The sequence below is a fragment of the Sphingobacterium cavernae genome, assembly GCF_008520265.1.
GTDB classification, from domain to species: Bacteria; Bacteroidota; Bacteroidia; order Sphingobacteriales; family Sphingobacteriaceae; genus Sphingobacterium; species Sphingobacterium cavernae.
The window spans coordinates 1512-21417 of the sequence record NZ_VIQM01000047.1 but is presented as its reverse complement, the minus strand read 5'-3'; the positions used below and the strand labels follow the sequence as shown (position 1 = coordinate 21417).

General features: G+C 35.6%; 18 protein-coding genes. 13 read left to right on the top strand and 5 right to left on the bottom strand.

Annotated elements, in window-relative coordinates; translation table 11 throughout:
* Positions 1-18: 18 nt before the first annotated feature.
* The 6 genes from FLS47_RS09625 to FLS47_RS09600 all read left to right on the top strand — a co-directional run bounded on the left by FLS47_RS09625 (position 19) and on the right by FLS47_RS09600 (position 9992).
* Positions 19-3537 (top strand): TonB-dependent receptor, encoded by a 3519-nt coding sequence (locus FLS47_RS09625; protein WP_223225211.1) that lies wholly within the window; start codon positions 19-21, stop codon positions 3535-3537.
* A gap of 12 nt (positions 3538-3549) precedes the next feature.
* Positions 3550-5316, top strand: a complete 1767-nt coding sequence (locus FLS47_RS09620; protein WP_149914165.1) for a RagB/SusD family nutrient uptake outer membrane protein — start codon at positions 3550-3552, stop codon at positions 5314-5316.
* A 1-nt stretch (position 5317) separates the two neighbouring features.
* Complete coding sequence (locus FLS47_RS09615) at positions 5318-6262, top strand: sugar phosphate isomerase/epimerase family protein (protein ID WP_149914164.1); 945 nt, start codon at positions 5318-5320, stop codon at positions 6260-6262.
* Positions 6263-6357: 95 nt separating this feature from the next.
* Positions 6358-7956 (top strand): BACON domain-containing protein, encoded by a 1599-nt coding sequence (locus FLS47_RS09610; protein WP_188347402.1) that lies wholly within the window; start codon positions 6358-6360, stop codon positions 7954-7956.
* A gap of 2 nt (positions 7957-7958) precedes the next feature.
* Positions 7959-9104 (top strand): YdcF family protein, encoded by a 1146-nt coding sequence (locus FLS47_RS09605; protein WP_149914162.1) that lies wholly within the window; start codon positions 7959-7961, stop codon positions 9102-9104.
* A 9-nt stretch (positions 9105-9113) separates the two neighbouring features.
* Positions 9114-9992, top strand: a complete 879-nt coding sequence (locus tag FLS47_RS09600; RefSeq protein ID WP_149914161.1) for a phosphodiester glycosidase family protein — start codon at positions 9114-9116, stop codon at positions 9990-9992.
* A gap of 139 nt (positions 9993-10131) precedes the next feature.
* Here the strand turns inward: FLS47_RS09600 and FLS47_RS09595 are convergent, their stop codons facing one another.
* Entirely contained in the window at positions 10132-10731 is a 600-nt protein-coding gene (locus tag FLS47_RS09595; protein WP_149914160.1) for a mobile mystery protein B, read from the bottom strand.
* Positions 10722-11177: a mobile mystery protein A gene (locus tag FLS47_RS09590; protein WP_149914159.1), complete on the bottom strand. Its 456-nt coding sequence runs from the start codon at positions 11175-11177 to the stop codon at positions 10722-10724. Before FLS47_RS09590 ends, FLS47_RS09595 begins: the two co-directional genes overlap by 10 nt.
* Positions 11178-11938: 761 nt before the next feature.
* On the opposite strand from FLS47_RS09590, the gene FLS47_RS09585 reads away from it, so the two are divergent.
* The 7 genes from FLS47_RS09585 (at position 11939) to FLS47_RS09555 (ending at position 17299) form a co-directional block, all read left to right on the top strand.
* Entirely contained in the window at positions 11939-12577 is a 639-nt protein-coding gene (locus FLS47_RS09585; protein ID WP_149914158.1) for a helix-turn-helix domain-containing protein, read from the top strand.
* Between the two features lie 466 nt (positions 12578-13043).
* Positions 13044-13472 carry a MarR family winged helix-turn-helix transcriptional regulator gene (locus tag FLS47_RS09580; protein ID WP_149914157.1) on the top strand — a complete coding sequence of 143 codons (429 nt, stop codon included), beginning with the start codon at positions 13044-13046 and terminating at the stop codon, positions 13470-13472.
* Positions 13469-13894 (top strand): organic hydroperoxide resistance protein, encoded by a 426-nt coding sequence (locus FLS47_RS09575; protein ID WP_149914156.1) that lies wholly within the window; start codon positions 13469-13471, stop codon positions 13892-13894. The genes FLS47_RS09580 and FLS47_RS09575 overlap by 4 nt, the downstream gene beginning before the upstream one ends.
* A gap of 2 nt (positions 13895-13896) precedes the next feature.
* Positions 13897-14532, top strand: a complete 636-nt coding sequence (locus tag FLS47_RS09570; protein ID WP_149914155.1) for a nitroreductase family protein — start codon at positions 13897-13899, stop codon at positions 14530-14532.
* 266 nt (positions 14533-14798) lie between these two features.
* The gene (locus FLS47_RS09565; protein ID WP_149914154.1) at positions 14799-15389 is read left to right on the top strand and encodes a glutathione peroxidase; all 591 of its coding nucleotides are present in this window, start codon (positions 14799-14801) and stop codon (positions 15387-15389) included.
* A gap of 420 nt (positions 15390-15809) precedes the next feature.
* Entirely contained in the window at positions 15810-16448 is a 639-nt protein-coding gene (locus tag FLS47_RS09560; protein ID WP_149914153.1) for a type IV toxin-antitoxin system AbiEi family antitoxin domain-containing protein, read from the top strand.
* Positions 16445-17299 carry a nucleotidyl transferase AbiEii/AbiGii toxin family protein gene (locus FLS47_RS09555; RefSeq protein ID WP_149914152.1) on the top strand — a complete coding sequence of 285 codons (855 nt, stop codon included), beginning with the start codon at positions 16445-16447 and terminating at the stop codon, positions 17297-17299. The genes FLS47_RS09560 and FLS47_RS09555 overlap by 4 nt, the downstream gene beginning before the upstream one ends.
* Before the next feature lie 638 nt (positions 17300-17937).
* On the opposite strand, the gene FLS47_RS09550 is transcribed toward FLS47_RS09555, so the two are convergent.
* From FLS47_RS09550 to FLS47_RS09540, 3 genes are all read right to left on the bottom strand, one after another.
* Positions 17938-18180 (bottom strand): hypothetical protein, encoded by a 243-nt coding sequence (locus FLS47_RS09550; protein WP_149914151.1) that lies wholly within the window; start codon positions 18178-18180, stop codon positions 17938-17940.
* Positions 18181-18313: 133 nt separating this feature from the next.
* Positions 18314-18982, bottom strand: a complete 669-nt coding sequence (locus FLS47_RS09545) for a DUF2490 domain-containing protein (RefSeq protein WP_149914150.1) — start codon at positions 18980-18982, stop codon at positions 18314-18316.
* Between the two features lie 160 nt (positions 18983-19142).
* On the bottom strand, positions 19143-19906 hold a 764-nt coding region (locus FLS47_RS09540), incomplete at its 5' end, for an IS4 family transposase (RefSeq protein ID WP_149914181.1).

Below are 19906 nucleotides of genomic sequence, written 5' to 3'. Positions count from 1 at the left end.
TTGTTTAAATGTGTACTTATGATGAAATTCATTTCATTTTTCGTATTCGGATTATTTATACAAACTCAAGCTAATGTGTTTGCGCAAAAAATAAATATTTCGGTATCAAAAGCAGAACTCTCAGATGTACTTAATATCGTTCAAAAACAAACGGATTTGGACTTTCTATTTAATAGCTCTGAGTTAAAAAATGTCGGAAAAATTGATCTGCATATGAAAAATGCTGATCTACAAGCTGTATTGGACCATTGCTTAAGCCCACGTGGTCTTGTATATAGTGTTCAAAATAAGACCGTGCTGATAAGAAAAGCACCGGAGATCACGGCGAACTCTTCTATAAATCAAGGGCAACAAATGTTGCTTCAAGGAAAAGTTGTGGGCGATGATGGCAGCCCCCTAGTAGGAGCTTCTGTAAGAATTGTAAACAGTAATGCCGCAACAGCGACAACAGAAGATGGATCTTTCTCCCTTAATGTTATCCAAAGAGAAGGTCAGGTGATAATCACTGCCATGGGATACGAAGATAAAACCATTGCCTATCTCGCTGGCCAGCCTGTAAATGTTACGCTAAAGGCTAAATCAAGTGATCTACAGGAAGTGGTAATCGTTGGATATGGTGTCCAAAAGAAGGCTAACTTGACGGGTGCTGTTTCACAAGTCAACGCCTCAGACATAGCACTTAGACCTGATGCTAATATAGCAACGGCTCTGCAAGGGTTAATGCCAGGACTAAATATTCAGATTAATAATGGAAACCCATCGGAGACGCCAGATATTAATGTTCGTGGATTTAACTCCATTAATGGTGGAGGTCCACTTGTATTAATTGACGGAATTGAAGGTAATATAACACGTGTTAATCCAAATGATATAGAGTCGGTGACCGTATTAAAAGATGCCGCTTCAGCAGCGATATATGGAGCGCGTGGAGCTTTCGGGGTAATACTTATTACAACAAAAACCGGAAAGTCAGGTGTAACATCCATTAACTATTCTAATAATTTTGCTTGGACATCTCCAGCTGCAAGGACTGATTTTATTACCGATCCGTATGTGTACGCAAAAACTGTAGATGCAGCCCTTTATGGATATAATGGTACTAGCTATAGTCAGTATAATGCTATGGACTGGGAAACAATTAGAATGGTGGCCGATGGACAAATTTCACCATTTCATGAATTGCAAGCTGATGGAACAAATAAATTCTTCTATAAGACCAATTGGTGGGATGAATTATTTCGTAAGAACCAATTGTCAAATTTTCACAATGTCTCGGTATCAGGGGGATCGGAGAAATTAACTGCTTATTTCTCAGGAAGGGTTTATGACAGACAAAGTATTAATAATATTAATAAAGATGCAGGTATAGAACGTCAGAACTTTAAATCGAATATTGTATTCCGTCCTAACGACTGGCTAGAATTGTCTGCCAACACGCAGTTTATAAACGAGCGTGATAAAGATTATGGCGGTTTTTCAAACGGATTCGGCGGTTTATGGAGTACCACAACGTGGTACAATTTAATGGCCTTCTACCCCGTGAGTGTTGACGGTGTTCCTGCAGATATTGGTACTGGTACGGGTGGACAAGGTGGTAATGCAGGATTATTTGCTGGAAACTCTTGGCGTGTATTTACTACAGAAGAATTTACCAATACTTTTCGTGCAGTAGCTAAGCCTGTTAAAGGATTAGTGTTAAATTTTGATTATAGTAATCGTATTGATAACACAGGCAGAACACTACGCTTAAATCCATTTGAATATTTAAAAGGTAACAGATTAAACTATACCGTAGAGGGGCTTAACCGATTAACAGAGTATCGCTGGAAAGATAAATATAATGCATTAAATGCTTTTGCTACCTATAACTTAACATTAGATTCAAAACATAATTTTAAATTGTTGGCAGGTTTTAACCAAGAACAATTTAACAGAGACCGCGTAGAGGTAACTGCCGATGATTTGTTGTTAGAAGATCTCTCCAATCTTGCTTTAGCTACTACCATGAATAATATTTCGGGCTCGGCAATGGATTGGGCTGTGAGAGGATTTTTTGGGCGCTTCAATTATGATTATGATAATAAGTACCTCCTTGAAATGAATGGACGCTATGACGGTTCTTCACGTTTTCCTCAAGATAGCCGTTGGGGATTCTTCCCCTCCGTATCTGTAGGTTGGCAAATGGATAGGGAGAATTTTTGGCAAAACCTAAGGCCTTATGTTTCCTCGTTTAAACTTAGAACATCATATGGTAAATTGGGTAACCAAACTGTAGATGTAAATACGTTCAAAGAGCTGATGAACGTAACGCGATCTAATAATTGGTTAAATCAAGGAAACCCATTAACAATAGCACAGATGCCTGGACCACTGCCTAGTGTAGTGACTTGGGAAACGACTAGAAGCTTGAATTTTGGAGCTGATATTGGTTTGCTAAATAATAAATTATTCTTGAATTTGGATGTATACCGTAAGAATGTAGAGGGGATGTATCTTCCTGGAGAGCCATTGCCTGCAGTATTTGGTGCTAGTGAGCCTAAGGAGAATTACGCAGGTCTGCGCAATGAAGGCTATGAGCTGAATATTTCCTACCAGAATAGTTTTGATGTGCTAAGCTCCCCATTGAAATTCCGCGTATCGGCAAATGTTTCCAATTTCAAAGGTATCATCACTAAATACAATAACCCTAACGGATTGTTAAGTTCTTACTATGAAGGCCAGAGGCTAGGTGAAATTTGGGGCTATCGTGTGGCTGGACAATTCCAGTCTGATGAAGAAGCGGCAGCATATCAAAGTACATTTACTAACCCAGCCACTTCACTGGCTCGAGTATATGGTGACATTTTTAACGTAGTGCAAAATAGTGAATGGAATTACCTGCGTGGTGGGGATGTAAAATATTTAGATTTAAATGGTGATGGAAAAATTGATAATGGCGAGAACACGCTAGATAACCATGGAGACTTAGAGCGCATTGGTAATGCTACACCAAGGTTTCCATTTGGACTTAATTTAAGTGCAAGCTGGAAAAGTTTAGACTTCTCTGTGGCCTTATCAGGAGTTGCTAGACAAGATTGGTACCCTACTGGTGAGCTGTACTGGGGAACTTATCAAAGACCTTACTTATCCTTCTTGAGGAAAGATTTGGTGGATAATGCTTGGACTCCTGATAATAAAACAAATACCTATCCCCAGATATATAGAGGATATTCTTCACTGCAAAGTAATAGATCTTTGTATCAAATCAATGATTACTACCTAACTAATGTGGGTTTTATTCGCGCGAAAAATCTTACTGTAGGTTATTCTTTGCCACAAGAAATGACACGCAAGGTCAAAATAGAAAAGCTAAGGCTATTTTTTAGTGGGGAAAATATTTTCACATGGACTTTTGGAGGATTAACCAAATATATTGATCCTGAACAAGCAGGTTCTGCTATTAACCTCTCTTCACCAGCTACGGCAGATGATAGAGGAGATCAGCGTGTTTATCCTATGGGTAAGACTTATTCTTTTGGTTTAATATTGGATTTATAAAACAGGTGTAAAATGAAGATTTCGATTCTATATATAAACATAATTATTCTAGCAGTATTGTCGTTTTTGAGTTCATGTAACGATGATTTTCTAGATAGATCCTCTAAAGATAAAGTGGAGGCACCTTTTTTCTTTAATACGGCTAAGGATCTCGAGGTGGCCACAAATGCATTATATGCAATGTTGCCTGATTTTAACATATATACAGAGGATGCTGGTTCAGATAACCTGGTGCCACTAAATCCCAGTACAAAAATTCGTGGCAGTAGAATAGTTCCCGTGGGTAGCGGATCAGGGGGCTGGTCGTGGGGTAACTTAAGGATGATTAATTATTTTTTAAGTAATTACCACAAAGCCGATGATCAGGCAGCAAAAGCAAAATTTAGTGGTATAGCACGCTTTTTTAGGGCCTACTTTTACTATGATAAAGTGAAAACTTTTGGAGATGTTCCCTGGTATAGTACTGTTCTGGACGCTAAAGATCCAGCCCTTTATAAAGGTCGTGATTCTCGCATAGTAGTAATGGATTCGGTGATGGCAGATTTGGATTATGCTATAGAAAATATTCCGGCTGAGAAACAAGTAAACTTAGTGACTAGCTACACAGCAATGTTATTGAAGGCGCGAATTGCATTATTTGAAGGAACCTATAGAAAGTATCACGGCATAGCTGGACATCAAGAGTATCTAACTCTAGCCCAGCAAGCAGCACAACAATTAATAAATTCTGGTGCCTATACCTTGTTTACTGAAGGAGGGAGTGAGGCTGCATATCGAAATCTTTTTGGAAGAAACAGTCAAAATGATATAGAAACTATTTTGGCAATTGATTACGAAACAGGAAAGCGCGTACATTCATTGGGAAGTTCTTTTACTTCCGCTACCCAAGGATCATACGGTATAACTAAAGACTTTGTAAATAGTTTCTTAATGAGTGATGGATCGCGTTTTACCGATAGGTCAGGATATCAAACCTATAGCTTCTTTCAAGAGATGCAAAATAGAGATCCACGTTTAACGCAGATTACCGCAGGTCCTGATTTTAAGGTAACAGGAAAAACTACAAGAGAACCCGTGAATTTATCTATCACAACAACTGGATATAGACTGATAAAAGCTCTTCCGGATAATTCTCAGTGGGCAACTTCTGGATCTTTCTTTGACATTATATTATTTAGATATGCAGAGGCTTTATTGGTTTACGCAGAAGCAAAAGCCGAATTGGGCACAATCACTCAAGCGGATCTCGATCTATCAATCAATAAATTGAGAGCACGCGCAGGGATGCCGAATTTGAATTTAGTAAATGCCAACGCAAATCCTGATCCCTATTTGGAAAATATGTACACAAATGTTGATCAGGGTCCCAATAAAGGAGTGATTTTGGAAATTCGTCGTGAACGCCGCGCTGAGCTATTCAATGAAGGATTTCGTTGGGACGATTTGATGCGCTGGAAAGCAGGCAAAAAGATTGAACAGCCTATGGTGGGTATTTATTTCTCAGGTGTTGGAAGTCATGATTTTAACGGAGACGGTAATGCTGATGTATTCTTACATACGGGATCTACAGCAGGTGCGCCTTCCTCTGTAACTTCTTTAGTAAATATTTTACAACGAACATTACGAAATCCACTCACGGGAGCGCAAAATTCAAATTCGGGAAATATCGATCCATTCCCAACTGGAGGGAAATTTGATGAAGAAAAGGACTATTTAGCACCAATACCTTCTGAGGATTTATTACTTAATAAGAATTTAGTGCAAAATCCAAATTGGTAATATGAGAACGTTCAAGCTTTTTCTAGTTTTTATCACATTATTTACGATGTCTTTATCACTGCTTTTTGCAGAGGTAAGACCCTCCTCAATGCCAATTGGATATTCCGTAAATATACAGGCAATTACCAAAGAGAAAATGCTTTATGCTAAGTCTTTAGGAATCCGTTACATTGAACTATCTAATATAGGATCTTTGCTTAACAAGGACCTAAGTTTGAAGTATGATCAAGATTATTGGAAAGTAAAAATAGACAGTTTAAAAACGATACTAGATGCTACAGGTGTCAAAGTATGGTCTATTCATATGCCTTTCTCACAAAAGATTGATTTATCGCAAATAACAGAATCTCAGAGAACCGCAGTGGTACAGACACATATTGAGTTAATTAAGGTGCTCTCTGCTTTGCAGCCGCAAATTATTCTTTTTCATCCTTCCTATTATTTAGGAAACAATGAACGAGAATTAAGGATCTCACAGTTGGTGAAATCGGTAATTGAATTGAACACAGAAACCCGCCGTCATAATATGCAAATGGTGGTTGAAAACATGCTAGGACCGCAGCTGACAGTAGGTGAAAGAGAAAGACCCTTAATGCGCACTATTGCTGAATGTGAAACCGTGTTCTCCCTTTTTCCTGATGATGTAGGACTTGCCGTAGATATGTGCCATATTATGAATTCCGAATTATTAATTGAAAGATTTGGATCTCGTGTCAAGACTTTACATGTGTCCGACGGAGATGGACTTTCCGAGGCCCATTATCTTCCATGTAATAAATTGGGCAAAAATAATTGGAACCTAATATTTGCCGCACTGGAGAAGATTAATTATACCGGTGTATTTATGTATGAATGTAAATATACTGACGAAAAGGAACTTAAAGATTGTTATGATTTTTTAGAAGCTGATTATAACAAGTATAAACTTAACAACAAACGTATTTAATTATGAAGAATATTAATTGTTTAATCTTAATAATTGCCTTTGTTTCACTCTTCATAGCTTGTAAAAAAGAAAATAATACTTTTGAAAGCAAGCTTATGATAGGAAATGCCTATTTGGAGGTAAGTAATAAATCACAACGTTACACTTTTGATGTCCTATCAAATCAGAATATTGAGGTTAGTACTGATGCCTCGTGGATTACGCTGGATAGTGCTAATTTTGAAAAAGGAAAAAATAAAGTTGGATTTACAGCCTTGACTAACGAGGATGATGAGCGCTCGGGAATAATACTGGTGAAAATGGGTGCTGAAAATGAGCGTGAGGTATTAGTTGTTCAGGAAACCGGGAAAGCTCCCGTATTTTATGTAAAGCCTGATGGAACTGGTGATGGTAAATCTTGGGCTAATGCAACAGATTTGAATACAGCTTTGGAAAAATCTACCACTAATAGTATCATCTATTTATCAGAGGGTGTATATAAACCAAGTAGGACAATTAGAAATGGTGATGCAACAAACCAAGCTGATAAAACATTCGAAATTTCTAAAAATTTAACCCTAATCGGTGGCTTTGAAGCTAATGCTACTTCTGCCTCTAAATCGAATCCTTTTATTTATAAAACAATTCTTGATGGACAGCTCTCAGCTTCTGTTAATTGTTATCACACGGTAACCATTACAGCAGCATTTGATGCCGAGTCAAAAGTTTCTATCAGCGGAATTATTATAAAAGGAGGTAATGCGACAAATAGAGGAAGTAACGTAACAATCGCTGATGTACGATATAATCGTGGCTGGGGCGGCGGAATGCTAATTGCAAACGCTAAAGTTGAATTAAATGATGTAGAAGTTGTTGATAATAAAACATCAAACTCTGGTGGTACAGTAGGTTATGGAGCTGGAATTTATGCCTTTAATAATGCGGATATTACATTTAGAAATGTGAAAATTAACGATAATAAAGGTGGAAATAATGGTGGAGGAATGTGGTTAGCTGATGGAAAATTAACCGCCTATAACTCACAGTTTAACAATAATTCCGCATCAGGCACGGCAGCAGGACTCCATGGGTACCCTAATGCCACTATCACATTATATAACTGTGAAATAAAAAACAATTCTAATACATCCTATGGCGCAGGTTTGTATGTTCGTGAGAATTCTAAGGCTTATGTCATCAATTCTCTTATTTCGGGAAATAAGTCAACATCTGCCAATGGTGGAGGCGGAGTAATGCTATATGGCGGCACTACAGTTTATTTAATTAGTTCCACGATAGTGAATAATACATCCGCTGGACCTGGAGGTGGAGTTTATAGACGTAATCTGGTGAATAATTTAGAAATTTACAATTCTTTGGTGGCCAGCAATATACAAGCATCTACGTCTAAAGATGTAGATAATTTTGTTGAGGCAACAGCTACTAATCCAACTATTAGAAATTCTGTTATTATGACTTCTGTTTATTCCGACCAAGGTACTATAGAGGCTGGATCTTCTTTTGTTCCTAGTGCTATGCTCAATAGTGATTTTATGCCTATTGGACAAAACAATCCAGCATTACTTAAGGGGGTAGATAAAGATGGTTTATCTGCTTACGCTAGTACGTTCAATCCAATATTTTCTGATCATATTACTAAAGATATGTTTGGTGCTGAAAGACAATTAAAGATAATGGGATATAAAGTTAAGTAAGGATGAACAAGTTATTATTTATCTTTCTTTTGATATTGTTTTCTCTGCATGTAAGTATGGCTTCCAGCCCTAAGACTATAATGTTAGTTCTAGGTTCGGACAATCCAGAAATTCTGGCTACTCGAATACAAATAGCTAATCGGTTGTATAAAGCGCAAAATATAGATAAAATAATTGTATCTGGTGGTTGCGGTGCGCATAAGTCTTCGATCTGTGAGGCAAGTGTTATGTACAATGGATTAGTTCAATTAGGCATTGAGCCCTCAAAGATATATAAAGAGGAAAATGCAAAAACAACTGTTCAGAATTATGTGTTTAGTCGTGTGCTAAAGGATGAATATGGATCGAACATAATTCAAAAAGGCGATACCGTATTGGTTGTATCAAATCACTGGCATGCCGTATCTGTTGCTGCACGCTTGAGAAAACATGATGCAGTACATGCGAAGTTTTTTATTGAAGGAGACCTAAACCCTAAAGAAAATGATAAACTTGATTATGTGTCTATCTTCAATGGAGAATTAGATAATGAAAGATTTATTAGAAATGCCCTCTGGTTGACACCTCAAGTATCATGGGAAAATAATGATAACACCTACTATCTCATGGATTCTACTGTGTATGAGGTGAATGGTGGAAAAGTCATCAATATTATTCAACGAAACCATGTCTTTAATGACCCTAAAATTTCCGATCAAACGGGTTCTTGGTCTTTCATTGATAATGGCAATACATGGTATATAAAAACTTTAAATAAGATTCATGTTGTTAATAAAAGGAATATGAAAGTTAAAGAGATCCTTTCATGGGATAATTTTATAGATAATATTCCTAATGACTGGAGAATTAATGGTTTTAATGCTGGGATAATATTAAATGATAAATTAGTGCTTTTTTCAAACAATGCTGTTCTAATCGCGGAGAAAAAAAATAATAAATTCGTGTTTAAAGGGCAAGCAGAGGCCAAGCAGCTCATACCAAATTGGCCATTTTCTTGGGGAAAATCTAATGTCGCAGGTGTTAATTATCAGAATAATAGTCAGGAAATAAATCTTTATAGAAACAGAGAGTATTTAAAACTTGATAAGCAGTTGAATATCATTCAAGAGCCATTGAAATTAAATGTTAAATGGGTTAACAACCCCTAATTATTTACTATGAAAAACAGAATTTTATATAGTATTCTATTTTTATTCCTTTTTGTAAATTGTTCTAAAAAAGAGGAAGGAACACAACTCCCATACGATTACACTAACGTCGAGAAATTAGACGTTAAGGCAATCTTAGCCAGCACCAAGTGGGACGTAAAAACCGTAGCCGAGGGTATAGAGTGGAAAAGTTTTCATTTTAATAATTTGTTCGAAACAAAACAGTTTGTTACTATTTTAGAAATAGACTTGTCAAAAGGTGCAAAAATAGAATTACCATTTGTCGCTTCAGGTTTTCTGAAGACAAGCGAAGCGGCAACCCAGCATAACGCATTAGTTGCCTTTAATGGTAGCTATTTTAATACTACATCGGGCGGATCAACAGTATTCTTAAAAAGTGATGGCAAAGTTATCAAAGAAACAAATACTGGCTTTAACAGCTACAGAGAAAATGGTGCTTTAACACTAAATACCTCTGGATCACCAAGCATAGTGATGAAGCCCTCAGCAGGATGGTCATCAATCACTGAGCCTACAGCGCTGGCAGGAGGTCCACTTTTAATATTTGGCGGTAAAGAATTAACTCAATTAGAAGTAGACTTTAATACCGCTAGACATCCTAGAACCGCCGTGGGACTGACATCCAATAATAAATTATTAGTCGTCGTCGTTGATGGACGCGCTTCTTCATCAAGAGGCATGTCTATTGCAGAGCTTTCAAGCTTCATGTCCGCATTAGATTGTGTTTCAGCGCTTAATTATGACGGAGGTGGATCCTCTACAGCTTGGGTTAAAAATTATGGTGTTGTAAATCACCCATCTGATAATGGTAAGTTCGATAATGAAGGTGAACGCGGAGTAGCTACAGTATTCGTTATTAAGAAATAATTATTTTTTATTTACATTTACATTGTTCATTTACTTTTTAGCTGTAAGTGAACAATGTATTTTTGTCAGCTAAATTTAATTCTTGGAAACAGTATTAAGTGAATTATATATAAGTTGCTTACTCTGTCATTTTTTATCTTTAAGATTGTGAAAAATGCAGTAAAGGTTGATAATCATTTAGATCAGCGGCTCTTACCGCATTTATATATTCTTTTCTAATCTGCTCTTTTGAAAGAGTGACTTGATTTCGCCCCCAAGTAAATGGTGGTAATTTAAAAATTTTTTCCATAATGATATCTGCCATCAAGCGACTATGTCTACCATTACCGTTTGGAAAACAATGAATTGATACTAACCTATGTTTAAAACGAATGGCAATTTCATGAGGTGAATACGTTTGATTCTTTATCCAATATAGGGTATCATCTAATAAGTTTCTTAGGTTATGAGTTATCATATACTGTTTTACCCCAATATTTTTCTCTGTAATTCTATAGGTACCCGCCCATTTCCAAACATTCTTATACATTCTTTTGTGTAAATCCAGAACAAACTTTTCTGAAATTAATTTCCCGTAAGCAAATTTCAATCCCATAGCCCAAAACAGAGCTTCTTCAATATTTTGTTGTTCTAGTTCATCGAGTTCTGCTTTTGTTGAAATGGAATGTATTTTTAACTCATCTAATTCTTCAGGATCTAAAGGTGTTTGACCATATTCGTATTGCAGATTTAATCCCATAATATTTTTGGATTACTTTCAATAATCTCTTTTTTACGTTCTTCTATAGCGTCTTTTAATCGAGCTTGAGCATTTTCTTGATCTTCTAGAGCCATCGTTTGCGTCGTGCGCATCACAATTTCTTTAGCTAATATTGCAGCTTTACGTTCTATCAATTGTTCTAGACTTCCATCTTTCGGTAACAACACATAAACAAATTTCATATCCAATGCATGAGCCGTTTCTTTCAAAGAATTAATAGTGATATTCCCTTCTATTTCTCTCTTTTCTAAACTTTGTATACTTTGCTTTGTAACACCTAATTTATTACCCAATTGTTGTAAGCTCATACCGAGCGTTGTACGTATGGCTTTCAACCATCCGCCAACGGGTGGGGGAGAATTGCGGAGCACAGAAAATGCCTTAAACTTTTCGTCCAATTGCTTTCTTTGTAAATTATTTTTCATAATTCATCAATATTTACTTTGATAAAAGTAAATATACAAGTTTACTTTTTTTAAAAAAAATCAATATATATGTTTACATAAACAAAATAAAGTAAATCTGTAAATTGACTAATAAAATTATAAGTCAATATTTAAATTGACTATTTCTTTATCTTTATTTCTTACTTTGTCTATGTTGCTACCTTATCGGCTTTTATTTCTCCAACAAAACAGATGCAGGCTCATAATCATTCTGCTGGTTTCAAAACACGCTGGCGAAGGCCTTCTATTGGGATTAGGCAATCTTTAATTTGGTGCTCAACGGGATGCAAACCGATAAACGGAATTCTATTTCTTTTACAATTTGGGTTTTTTCTTCGAGAGAACACAACGGATATGGTAATCCTTTTATAATTTCTAAAGCTCTGGTCAAAGGGCCGGGCTTGTATAGAAAAAAGTAGAGGAGTTTATTTACTGCGTCTTTATCCATGATCGTTATTACCAAAAATATCAATAAAAGAAAGAAGATTTTTTACAGACAAAAAGTGGCGGTAAAGTTTTTGGTTATCGGGTGCAAGTTATGGTTGGATATACTGGAACATACTGACCCCTCAAAATTGAATTAGTTTTAGGGAGACATATTGTGTTTAAAGCCCATATTCAACTGCCATACTGGCTCATGTTGACTTCCTAAATACATTTAATAGTTCATTGCGCTGGAGCATGCTGACCCCTTTGCGAGTAGTTTTTGTTACTTAGTGATCAAATAATTGGTATCACTGATGGCTGGAAAACCAAAACAAATGAGTCAAATAAAGCAATTAATTAGATTGTACCAAGCAGGAAGTGGGATAAAAACAATCGCCCGCATTCTTGGAATGAGTAAGAACACCGTAAAGTCTTATTTCAAAAAGATGGCCGATGGGGGCTTCAATACGGAGGAACTGCTCAAGCAAGATGATCCTTTACTGGAAAAATCTTTTCACGCGGGTAATCCTGCTTACAAAGCAGATAAGTTTGAATACCTAAAAAGCCGTCTGGACTATTATGAAAAGGAACTCAAGCGTACTGGAGTCACCAAACAGTTGCTCTGGCAAGAGTATATCGAGAGTGATCCCACTGGTTATAGCTATCCGCAGTTCAACTATCATTTAAGACAGCAGCTGGTATCCCGAAAAGGCAGCATGGTGATGGAACACATCCCGGGAGACAAACTGTATATCGACTTTTCCGGCAAAAAACTCCATTATATAGACCGGTCCACTGGAGAACTGGTTTCCTGCGAAATATTTGTTGCCTGCCTTCCTTTCTCAGATTACGCTTTTGCCATAGCTGTTCCTTCTCAGCAGACTCCGGACTTTTTGTATGCCTTAAAAAACAGGATGCTCAATATGCCGGCAACAGTATCCATTTGCGAGTAGACTTAGATTCTCCCAACATAGAGAAATGGCAAAGGGCACTTTATGTTCAGCATTTTTGTGCGGATAATATCATCGCATTATGTTATGAACACGCCATCTGTTGCTTTTCTATTCCCCCGATAAACTTATATATGGGAATCTGTTTTTCCTGTATCTATAGGCGCATTTCAGAAGGATTATGGAAAGTTGTATGTTGTCGGGATTGGGTGGAATACTAATGGTTATCTCTCAAAAGAATGCTTATGTCTTTTTTCCAAAAAATTTCTTTAAACATTCAGTTTGAATGGCAAGAAAAACAATTATTTCTTCCTGCTTAAACTGAATTCACGCTAATGTTGATAAAAGAATTTACTGATTTTAATTAGGGATAATGTTTTATCAAATATTCGTCATAGTTATATTTTGCAAAATTAAATTGTGCACAATATAAATTTAATTTTCTACGTTTGTTATATAATTGTTTGGTATGAAAGAAATATTGAAATTATCTAATCAGCTTTGTTTTCCAATTTATTCTCTTTCAAAGGAAATAAGTAATGCTTATAGACCTTTGTTAGAAAGTCTTGATGTTACCTATCCCCAGTATTTAGTTTTACTAGTGCTATGGGAGTACAAGAAGTTAAATGTTCGGGAAATAGGAGAGCTATTGCATTTAGATAGTGGGACCTTAACACCTTTACTTAAAAGATTAGAAGCAAAATCTTTGGTTAATCGTAATCGCAGCAGTATCGATGAACGTGTTGTAGAAATATCATTAACCCATAAGGGAGCATCTTTAGAGGAAAGTGCGGAATGTATACCAGAGCAATTAAAAGAAAAATCATCGCTTACCGATCAGGAACAAATTCAATTAACACATATTATAAATAAAATTTTAAATACCATAAAAACATGAAAGCATTATACACTACACAGGCTGTTGCTACCGGAGGTAGAAATGGTAAAGTAAGTACAGAAAATGGGGTTTTAAATATTGAAGTAAGGATGCCCAAAGCATTGGGAGGAGCAAATGATGATTATCTGAATCCTGAAATGTTATTTGCAGCAGGATATTCTGCATGTTTTGACAGTGCTCTTAATCTTATTAGCAGTAAAGCTAAAATCAAAACAGGTGTTACTAGTGTTACAGCTAAAGTGTCTATTGGACAAAATGGTGCAGGTGGTTTTGCTTTAGCTGCAGAACTGCATGCTAATATCCCTGGAGTAAGCCTTGATGTGGCCAAAGATTTAATTGAAAAGGCACATGAGGTATGCCCATATTCAAATGCCACTCGTGGTAATATGGATGTAATATTAACAGTTTCAAATAACGATTAAGTATGGCTTTAATACAAGATTTACAATGGCGTCATGCCGTAAAAGCATATGATTCTTCAAAGAAAGTAAACGAAGAGGATATCAATAAAATAGTAGAGGCAGCGCGTTTAGCACCTACATCTTCAGGCTTACAGCCCTTTCATGTTTTGGTGATTAAAAACCAAGAAATTAAAGAAAGGTTAACTGCTGGGGCATTGAATCCAGATTGCATGCGTGACTGTTCACATGTGTTAATCTTTGCGGCCTGGGATCGTTACACAGCAGAGCGCATTGATGAAGTCTACGATTGGACAACTCATGAGCGAGGGTTACCTCAAGGCCGTTTTAGTTCTTATACTGATAAGCTCAAAGAAATGTATTTGAACCAGACAGCAGAAGAAAATCATGCTCACATCGCTAGACAGACATATATTGCACTAGGTTTAGCACTAGCTCAAGCTGCAGAGTTAAAAATTGATTCTACACCCGTAGAAGGTTTTGATAATTTGCTTGTTGATAAAGAATTAGAATTGGATAGCCTAGGATTAAAAAGTGTTTCCTTGATGTATGTCGGATATGCTAATAAAGAGAATGATTGGTTAGCATCTATGAAGAAGGTACGCAAACCGTGGGATAAATTTTCTATAAGGTATTATTAATATTAAAGTATGGCTGTTTATTTTGTATTCTTGTTTACAAAATAAATACTTGATAACTTGTGGGTTGAATATTCAAACCCCAAATGATTTTAATAGATTAATTTGGGGTTTAAATCCTGCAACTTTTGAAATAACTATCAATTATAGTTTATACGCTAAGCAGAAAAGAAAAAACCATAATTCAATTTTTAAAGAATATATAGCTAACTGTACCCTTTACAATAAGCAATGTAGTCTAATCATTATAAACATTAAACTCAAGAAAGATGGCTTCACTAAAACAAAAAATAGTACGGTTTTTTTATCCTCTAATCCGAAAAATAGGTAAGGTGGGTAAAAATGGAATTGTTCTATCTAATTTAAACCATGCTGCTCCCAAAGAGCCATTTCCCATAGAATCTCTGGTGCTAAATAATGGAAAACACTTAACGTCATCTTTGGTTGCTGGGAAGAAAATAATGATTGTTAATACAGCCTCAGATTGTGGGTATACAGGGCAGTATGAAGAATTGCAGGCTTTATATGAGCAACACAATAAAAAACTTATGATAATCGCTGTTCCCTCAAATGATTTCGGCCAGCAAGAAAAAGGTAGTAATGAGCAGATAAGTCAGTTCTGCCAAGTAAATTATGGAGTTTCATTTCCTTTAACCTCAAAAAGTGTTGTAATTAAGAATGAAAACCAGCATCCTATTTTCAAATGGCTAAGTAATGCCCAAGTAAATGGTTGGAATGACCATGCTCCAGATTGGAACTTCAGCAAATACCTGATCAATGAACACGGGGTTTTAACGAATTATTTTGGACCCTCTATTTCTCCTGTTGATAAGTTGATTATTAATACAATAGATCAGTGAAATATAAGTTGTAAAGATAGCAATGTTATAATAACATAATTAAGTTCACTCTTGGATGAAGCAGATGCTAATAATAAGAAGCGCACATTAAAAAATATGCTTTAATAAATCATCCTTCTGACAACGGGTAAGTTGGATAATGAGAGTGAACTAGGAGTAGCTACATTATTTGTAAGGTAAATTTAATTTTTGAAAACAGGATTATTATCTGCTCTAACTTCTCAAGCAATATCAAAAGAAAGCTATTAATTATCTAGTTTTTAATGTCGTTGAACATATAATAAAAAAAATATATGTTAACTTACATGATAATAATCGGAAATAAACCGATTAAAATGAAGTTATTTCACAAACATTTTATGTTAAAATACTTGCGTTAAATCGGTATTTTTCCGATTTTTGTAAAACAATTTAACAATTATGGACTTTAGATATTTAGCCAAACAGTTCAATAATGCACCGTTCACCAGACAGGTCATGCTGGATATGCTTAAAGATTACAAAAGACCAAATGATAAAATTAGTGAACTTATTAAAAATGGAGACCTCATACTCTTAAAAAGAGGACTATATATTCCTGGCAGAAATACAGATTTAATAGCGCCAGAACCCTTTTTAATAGCAAATTATTTGTGGGGTCCGAGCTATGTGTCACTTGAGACTGCTCTTTCCTACTGGGGGTTTATTCCTGAGCGGGTCTTTGAAATAAGTTCCGTTACGATGAAGCTCTCAAAAAAAATAAAAACGCCTGTTGGGAGGTTTACATATCGGTTTATGCCTTTACCGTATTACAGCTTTGGAATAAAAAGCGTAGAACTCATATCGGGACAAGTTGCCCTTATAGCTTCACCTGAAAAAGCATTATTTGATAAAATAATCAGCAAAGCAGGACTTAATTTACGAAGCATATCCCAAACATATGATTTTTTGATTGAAGACTTACGAATAGATGCTGAAAGGCTACAAAAACTCAATATTAAGGAATTAAGTTCATGGATTCCTGATGCGCCAAAAAACGAAAGTTTAAGAACACTCATTAAAACCCTTAAAAAATTATGATTAAAGAATGGATATCGGAATATGAACCTAAAAACACAGAAGAAGTACTTTCAGCTTTAAGGGAAATCATGCAAGAAGTGGCACTAGCCGGTCTTTCAAGGACAAATTTTTTTGAAAAGGCTGCATTTTATGGTGGAACGTGCCTACGGATATTCTACGGTCTAGACCGGTTTTCTGAGGATCTTGATTTTTCACTTTTGGAAGCTGACCCAAATTTTTCCCTTGAACCTTATTTCGAAGCTATCTTAACTGAGTTTGAATCTATCGGTATGAAGGTTAGCATCCGAGAGAAAGAGAAAAAAGAAAAAACAAATATAGATTCAGCCTTTCTGAAATCTGAAACAGAATGGAAAGAGCTGGTATTGGAAGATATAGTAAAGCAATCTGGTATTAAATCTACCAATAGGGGCATAAAGATTAAGATAGAAGTCGACCGTCAGCCACCTCTCGGGTTTACAACAGAAATGAAACTATTAACTCACCCCTTTTCCTTTTATGTAAAATGTTTCGACAAACCGAGTCTATTTGCAGGAAAAATGCACGCACTCCTATTCCGCAAATGGAAAAATAGAGTGAAAGGAAGGGATTGGTATGATTTGGAGTGGTATATAAAAAAAGGTATATCTCTTGATATAAACCATTTTAAGCTTAGAGCAATAGATACTGGTGACTGGAAGGAAAAAGAAATGACCCAAAATGACATCTTAGAACTTCTTTATGAAAAAATCAAAACTATTTCATTTAATCATGTAAAAGAAGATGTTGTTCCGTTCATAAAAAATGATGCAAGCCTTGAAATTTGGGGGCAACAATATTTTACTGACTTAGTAGAGAAACTTAAATTCCAGTAAACACAGCTCGATCATGCTCTTATGAAGTTAATATTCCTTGCAAAATTTAAAATATCATTCCATAATGCTCTAGATTTATAGTAGATTATAATTTAATAATAACACTAAATTATTCTAGAACCATTTTTGAGCCACTTTTATCCTTAAAAAGCAACAAATGGTCTCTAAATATTACTATTTAAAGACCGTATAGCAAGCTTATTAATATAATAATTATACTTCTTAGGGTATTATTAATTTGTATCGATTTTTTTTGTTTACAAATTACTATTAATATCTAAATTCTGGATTTGTCACATAAATTGATAGTATTTTGGGTAAAGGTAAAGGAATGAAATTAGTCACGATATTAGGATTATTGATTTTAATGGTTGAGGATATGTTCGATTCCTTTTGTGTTTATTATCTGGAAAATTTAAGCTAAACCATCTTGTGAACGATCGTTCACAAGATGGTTTAGTCCTATATCCTTTAAGGATCTAAACATGGCGGTAGGAATGATTTCCTAACTGCACATGTGTTTGATTTCGTTTATATATCTATTATAATGTACTGATGTACTCCTATCTGTTGAAAGTATTCCGTGTTCTAAATATTTTTCTACGGTGCACCAGTTAGTTTGTGTTTTTCGAGCTATTTCAAATGCTGTGTCCATTTTCCCTCATTTGGATCATTTGAACAAGTTTTTCTTCTTTCTTCCATATACCAGATGAGATTTTCTGCTTAATATTTTCGTTAGTATAGTTCTCGGAATCCAAATTCGTTTTAATAGCAGGAGGGCTCTTTGATTCTGTTTCGGTATAAATAACTTTAGAAACCGTCCTAAAATAGCTGTAACCTTGCTGAATTCCCTCTTGAAGGGCATCACTTAAATTTTTCACTAAATGGAACCTGTAGACGATCTGGTTTGCTTCTGGAATAGCTTGGCGATGGCACTGGCATTAGCTGTGGCCCCATCCCGAGTTACATATTCTATTTCTTTATGATGGGATAGTGGTAATAACCCGTTTTAGTTTATTTCCAAATCATTTTGTGATGCATTGAAAGCATCAAATGATTTGTTCCAGAGTTTGAGCCCACATGCTGACGCAGATAGCCCAACTGTAAGCCTAGATTCTGCTTCAATTTATAACCCAATCCAGCATATGCTCGATTTCTGTCAAATGCCTTAATAGATTTGTTATCCGAAATGTTTAAGAATATTTCGTCGTATAGAGCCAAATAAACTCCATTCTTATCAAACTGCTTTGCACTCAACGGAATATCAGCAAACAAACAATACCTAAAACGACCTCTTAAATCTTGGTTTTCAATAAAACGTTCTTCGAATCTAATTCGGTGTCTTAATTTAGAACTCGAAATTCCGTGTGAAAATACACCTTCTTGGTAAATGCGATGCTCTGCAAAGGGATTATTTGGAGTACCCTCTAATTCTGTGTGGATAAAACCATAACCTAATGTGGCTTGGAAATAAGGTTTGAATTGATATTGACCACCTACTCGAATTAATGTTTGATTATGGTCTCCAATAATTTTATAATCACGAAGCTGCAATTCATGATGTAAACTAAATTTTGACTCTTTGATTTGTGTATTACCGAAATACATAAGCCAACCGTTCAATGATTGCGCTTGTGAAGAAATACAAATAGTTAAAGTAAATAATAGAATTAATGCTCTCATGCTTCGAAAATAAGACCTAACAAGTTCACATTATGCGCATTTGCTGTAACAATTTTGTCACAACTGTCCTAAATAAAATTTATTACGTATAAAATCTAGCTTCTTCTATTAATTAGAAAAGCTTTTGTTAAAAAATCAAATTATATCCTACCTATGGTTTTTAGAAGAGTTTATATTGTCCTATTTTATCAGGAGGTTTGCCTGAAAAGAATGGATCATTAGCCCATTTCCAGAGATCAATTTTCACAAATATATTTAAGCGAATAAAGTTCACAAGATTTGATAAGTTCCAATCGTATTTAGCCTTTTTCTGAATGTATTTGAAGAGTAGTATTCCTATTAATGCAGTCCAAATTTGGATGTAGACAGCGTTTTCTGATGTTCCTACAAAGCTGGTTACTTTCAGACGCTGTTTTAGATGCTTAAAGAAAGTTTCAATTTCCCATCTTTCTTTATATAATGCCGCTACTGTTGATGGTTTCCAGGTGAAATTGTTCGTTAAGAACTCATATTCAGCATTATTTATGCTGTCCCAAAAACGAACTAGACGCATTTTCTTTCCTTGATAGTGCTTTTTAGCATCTCCATCAAGTTCAATGATCTGATCCTGAAGAACTCCGCTGTCTTTGAGTGCTTCACTTTGAAATGTTCTCACCACTGTATATTTCATATTGCTTTTACTGCGTGTGACAAAGAAGCTCTGGTTGCTGTCCAAAACGTTCATCCAAGCATAATCAACGTAGCCTCTATCCACTACGACCACACAACCTTTAGGAAATGAAATGGTCTTAGCTATTTTAGATTCATGTTGTTTACCATCTGTGATATGCACAAAACTGGGCATACAGCCATCATAATCAAGTATAGTATGAAGTTTTACAGCTCCCTTAGCACTGCGGAATTTAGCCCAGTCAAATACACTTA